Source organism: Microbacterium sp. 69-10 (genome assembly GCF_001897945.1).
In the GTDB taxonomy this organism is placed as follows: Bacteria; Actinomycetota; Actinomycetes; order Actinomycetales; family Microbacteriaceae; genus Microbacterium.
Genome location: NZ_MKRT01000026.1, coordinates 1 through 4028, shown reverse-complemented (window position 1 = coordinate 4028; position 4028 = coordinate 1). Strand labels below are relative to the sequence as shown.

Genomic DNA, 4028 nt, shown 5'->3' with positions numbered 1-4028 from the left:
GTGGTTGTTCCGTCGCTTCCCGGGGTTCCCGGGGCGGCGGTTCTGTCGCGCCTTGACGCCGCCGCGCGGCCCGTCCGGCGCGTGGCATCTCGGATGCGTCCGGTGCTCGATGCGTACGCTGTCGCGCAGCGAACGGGACTGCTCGGCAAGATCAGCGCCAGCACTACGCTCGCTGAGCTGGCGCAGCTCGTGCGTGGTCTCGGAATCGTCGCTGAACGCGGTGCTCATCATGCGCTACTCGTGCTGTTTGTTCGCGTCCGCGACGGACGGCAATCCGCAGAGCGCGCCACGACCACACAGCGAGACGACTGCGCGCCCGCGCTCTCTCAGGCACGCGCCTTCCTGCGCGCACTCGCGCCCCGCGGCGCGCTCTAGCAGTCCGCGCCGCCCTGGGATAACCGAGCGCGCCGACACCCGCCATTAGGCCGGGTCGGCTGGCTGCTGCCGCAACGCTAGGCGCGCTCGCACCAGGGAACACGACTCGCGTTCCCCAGAAAGACAGTCACAGGACGACTGCCCAGAAAGGCAATCCACCCGTGAACGACAACACAAACACCCACCCCATTCCGCGCCAGTCCGGGGCACTGCTAATCCCCGATGCTCAGGCGTTCACTGTCCCCCGTCCGCTCCCCGGGCACCAATCCCTGCTTGCTCGCACCGCGCACGCTGCCTATTGGGCTTTCGCTCCCGGGGTGCGCTCCGAGATCCGGGCGGGGCACTTCGGTGCCGCTGCGGTCGGTGAAGCGTTCCGCCAGCTAGAAGAGATCCAGCCCGCTGCCGTGCACCTGACCCGGTCCGAGCGGGCGCAGGGCTTCGCTGCCCTATTCCGCCTGCAGTCGAAGCACGGGGGCGTGCTGTGAACGCCGCTCCGACGCACTGCATCCCCTGTCGGGATACGGAACTGATCGACGCCGCGCTACGGCGTGAGGGTGAGCTGTTGAGGGAATGCCGCGCCCTGCCACGCGAGGATCCTCGCGTGGCAATCATCCTCAACGATGTGGAGGAGTACGCGGCCTCAGTCGAACTGGCCGAGGCTCGCCGCGCTTCGGGGGTGTGCTGTGCCGGATCTCGCTGACGCTCTCACGCTCGCTCAGGGCGGCTGGCAGGTGCTCCCGCTGCGAGGGAAAGTCCCCCTGACCGCTCACGGGGTGAAGGATGCCACGACCGACCCCGCGCAGATTGAGCGCTGGTGGGCGGGGAATGCCGAGCACAATGTCGGCATCCGCGTGCCGTCCTCGCTGCTAGTGATCGATATCGACCCGCAAAACGGTGGCAGTCTCGCCGCGCTGACCGAAGCTGCGGGAGGGTGGCTCCCGCCCACTCTGACTACGCATTCCGGGCGCGGGACGGGCGGGCGTCACCTGTGGTTCATGCACCCGGGCGGTTCCGTTTCGTCGCGTCGTCTGCCCGGCTCCGGAATCGATGTGAAGACGAACACGGGATACGTCGTCGCTGCGCCGAGCATTCACCCTGCAACGGGGATGCCGTACAGGTGGGAGGGCGACATGCCTGCACACATGCCCGCACCGCTGGTGGAGCTGCTGCGCCCCGAGCCTGCTCGGCCCGCGCGGATGCCGCGCCCGATCCGGGTCGGGGCGGACGCCGACGTGTACGCGCAGAAAGCCGCCTACCTGGCGGGTTACGTGCAGTCGTCACCGGAGGGCACCCGGAATGACCGGCTGTTCTGGGCGGTGTGTGAAGCGCTGCGCGATGGGCATCCTGCTGAGACGTTCGATCTGCTGGAGGGTGCTGCGCTGGTGGCGGGTCTGTCCGAGCGTGAGGCGGCTGCGACGATTGCCAGCGCCCGCCGCACGCAGGGCCGGGCGTCGTGACCGGCGAGCATTCGGGGGTGCCGTCTGTTCCCACGGTCCCGGCGACGGTGGAGCCTCTGCCGTCGCCGGAGATCCTATGGCGCTCGGAGCGGCCCGAGCTGGTGGCGCTCCAGTGGGAAGCGCGTCGCCGGATCGCCTCACCGTGGGGCATGCTGGCCGTTGCGCTGCTGGAGTCCCTGCTCACCATCCCTCACGGGGTGCTGTACCGCTCGAAACTGCACCCGGACGGGTCGCCTCTGAATCTCGCCATCGCGCTGGTGGGATCCTCCGGCGCGGGGAAATCAACCCTGTATCACGGGGTCGCGTACGCGCTGGAGTTCCTGGGGGCGGACGTGCCCGACCCTGAGAGCGTGCGCAGCGGCGAGGGCATCCCCGCGCTGATGGGATGGATGGAGAAGGGCGAGGATGGCGCGGTGGTTTTGGTGTGGCGACGTGGTGATCATGCCGTGTCGCTGCACTATGACGAAGTAGGCCAGCTTGGGGCGCAGGCCGCGCGCACCGGCTCTACGATCTCGGATGCGATCAAGTCGCTTACCTCTGGCGAGCGGCTGGGAGGGCAGAACTCGAAGGGCGATGGCCTCACGATCCCGGCGCGCAGCTATCGCGCCGTGGTCACGGTCGCTGTTCAGCCGTCCCGCGCCGCGCCTCTGCTCAATGATGAGGCCGTTGCGGGCGGGCTGGCCGCGCGGTTCGTCTATGCGCTGGTGGAGGATCCGACGATCGCGCACCTGCCGATCCCGACGCGATCGACCGAGAGGGTAACCGTGCCGCTCACGCAGCGGGATAACGGGGTGCGGTTCGTGGATGCGCTGCCGGTCATGGACGCCGCGCACGAAGCGGACACGAGAGCCGCGCACCGTGGCGAGCGGGAGCCAGTGGACAGCCGCCTACTGCTCAACCGCGCGATCATCGCTATTGCGTTCGCGAACCTCGCAGGCCGGGCGGTGCTGATCGATGAGGACTGGGAGCTTGCCGGGGCATTCATGGCTCAATCCCTCCAGACGCGGGAAGCCGTGCAGGATGCGGTGGCTGCGCCTGTGGAGGATCAGCGGGCGCGGCTCGAAGCCAAGATGATGGAGCGCATGCAGACGATGAGGGGCGAGGGCGCGACCTTCCAAGAAGCACGGCGCAGGCTCTCGCGGCCTCAGGGCGACGCTCTCACCGCAATGATCCGTGAGAGTCGGTTCACGCCGTGGTGAGAGTATGTGCTAACCTCGCTGTCACCGAGAGTTCCTGATAGGGGGGAAAGGGGGGTGTTGCATCTACTAGTCGGGTAGATCCCTCCCTCAGCCGGTGAGCATCATCATCCCGCACCCCGCACATCACCCCCGGGATCTCGCTGGAGACTGACCATGCACGCCCCGCATGGTCAGTCTCCAGCGCGTGTGGCGGCAGGTGTGGCATCACCTAACCACACGTCGCAGCCATAGAAAGCCCTGATCAGAAGCAATTTCAATTCACCGTGTGGCAGTGTGGCGGTGTGGCGGTAACACTTGCGATACCGCGCGCCGCGAGGGGCCGTTTTTCTGAGGGGATCCTCCAGGACACCCCGCCCCAGTTCTCTTTTTCACCAGAATGACTTGAAATATCCGACATAGTGACCAATCCACAACGAATTGGGTTGTCAGAATGACAAACGGCCCGAATCGTTCTGATCCGGGCCGTTCGCAGGGGTGCGAGGGTGGTCAGTCCCCCGCGCAGCTCGCCGCAGGCCGGGCAACCTCTCGGAGCCGCTGCGCTGCGCGCTCCAGCGTGAGGGCGAGCTGCTCCGGGTCCGGGACTTCCGTACCCACCGCGTTCTCGTCCCCGCCGACATAGACCGACCAAAACTCCGGCCCGCTCCCGACCGCGCCACGCACGGCCCAGAGCAGCCCACCGAGCGGCTTCCTCTCGCTGGAGTGCATCCAGTCCTCTGGCCCGCTCAGCCCGTCGCCACCGTGGTCCCAGACGTAACCGGCGCACCAAGGGACAGGGCAGGCGAACTGCTCATGCGTTCCGGTCATCGCGCGCCCGCCTCAACCAGCGCGCGCAGGCTGTCATCGCTGACCTGCACGTAGCGCTGTGTGGTCGCGGCGGATGAGTGCCCGAGAAGCTGTTGCACGGCGAACACGTCCCGATTGACGTTGTATGTGCGTGTGGCGAATGCATGCCGCAGCGCGTGCATAGTCACCCCGGGCGGCAGTAACCTGCTCACCC

The 4028-nt window shown here is 67.5% G+C and carries 5 protein-coding genes; 3 read left to right on the top strand and 2 right to left on the bottom strand.

Annotation, left to right across the window (positions count from 1 at the left end; translation table 11 throughout):
* Window positions 1–231, bottom strand: a 231-nt coding sequence (locus BGN97_RS13820; protein WP_292702641.1) for a hypothetical protein, incomplete at its 3' end; no start/stop codon positions are given.
* 305 nt (window positions 232–536) lie between these two features.
* On the opposite strand from BGN97_RS13820, the gene BGN97_RS13815 reads away from it, so the two are divergent.
* The 3 genes from BGN97_RS13815 (at window position 537) to BGN97_RS13805 (ending at window position 3031) form a co-directional block, all read left to right on the top strand.
* Window positions 537–860 carry a hypothetical protein gene (locus tag BGN97_RS13815; RefSeq protein WP_292702638.1) on the top strand — a complete coding sequence of 108 codons (324 nt, stop codon included), beginning with the start codon at window positions 537–539 and terminating at the stop codon, window positions 858–860.
* A gap of 135 nt (window positions 861–995) precedes the next feature.
* Window positions 996–1832: a bifunctional DNA primase/polymerase gene (locus BGN97_RS13810; protein WP_292702634.1), complete on the top strand. Its 837-nt coding sequence runs from the start codon at window positions 996–998 to the stop codon at window positions 1830–1832.
* 17 nt (window positions 1833–1849) lie between these two features.
* The gene (locus BGN97_RS13805; RefSeq protein WP_292702631.1) at window positions 1850–3031 is read left to right on the top strand and encodes a hypothetical protein; all 1182 of its coding nucleotides are present in this window, start codon (window positions 1850–1852) and stop codon (window positions 3029–3031) included.
* Between the two features lie 800 nt (window positions 3032–3831).
* On the opposite strand, the gene BGN97_RS13800 is transcribed toward BGN97_RS13805, so the two are convergent.
* The coding region (locus tag BGN97_RS13800) for a tyrosine-type recombinase/integrase (protein ID WP_292702628.1) at window positions 3832–4028 on the bottom strand (197 nt) is incomplete at its 5' end.

Excerpts from the sequence above, each read along its gene's own strand:
- BGN97_RS13810 (WP_292702634.1), top strand. The coding sequence starts at position 996 with ATGTGGAGGAGTACGCGGCCTCAGTCGAACTGGCCGAGGCTCGCCGCG.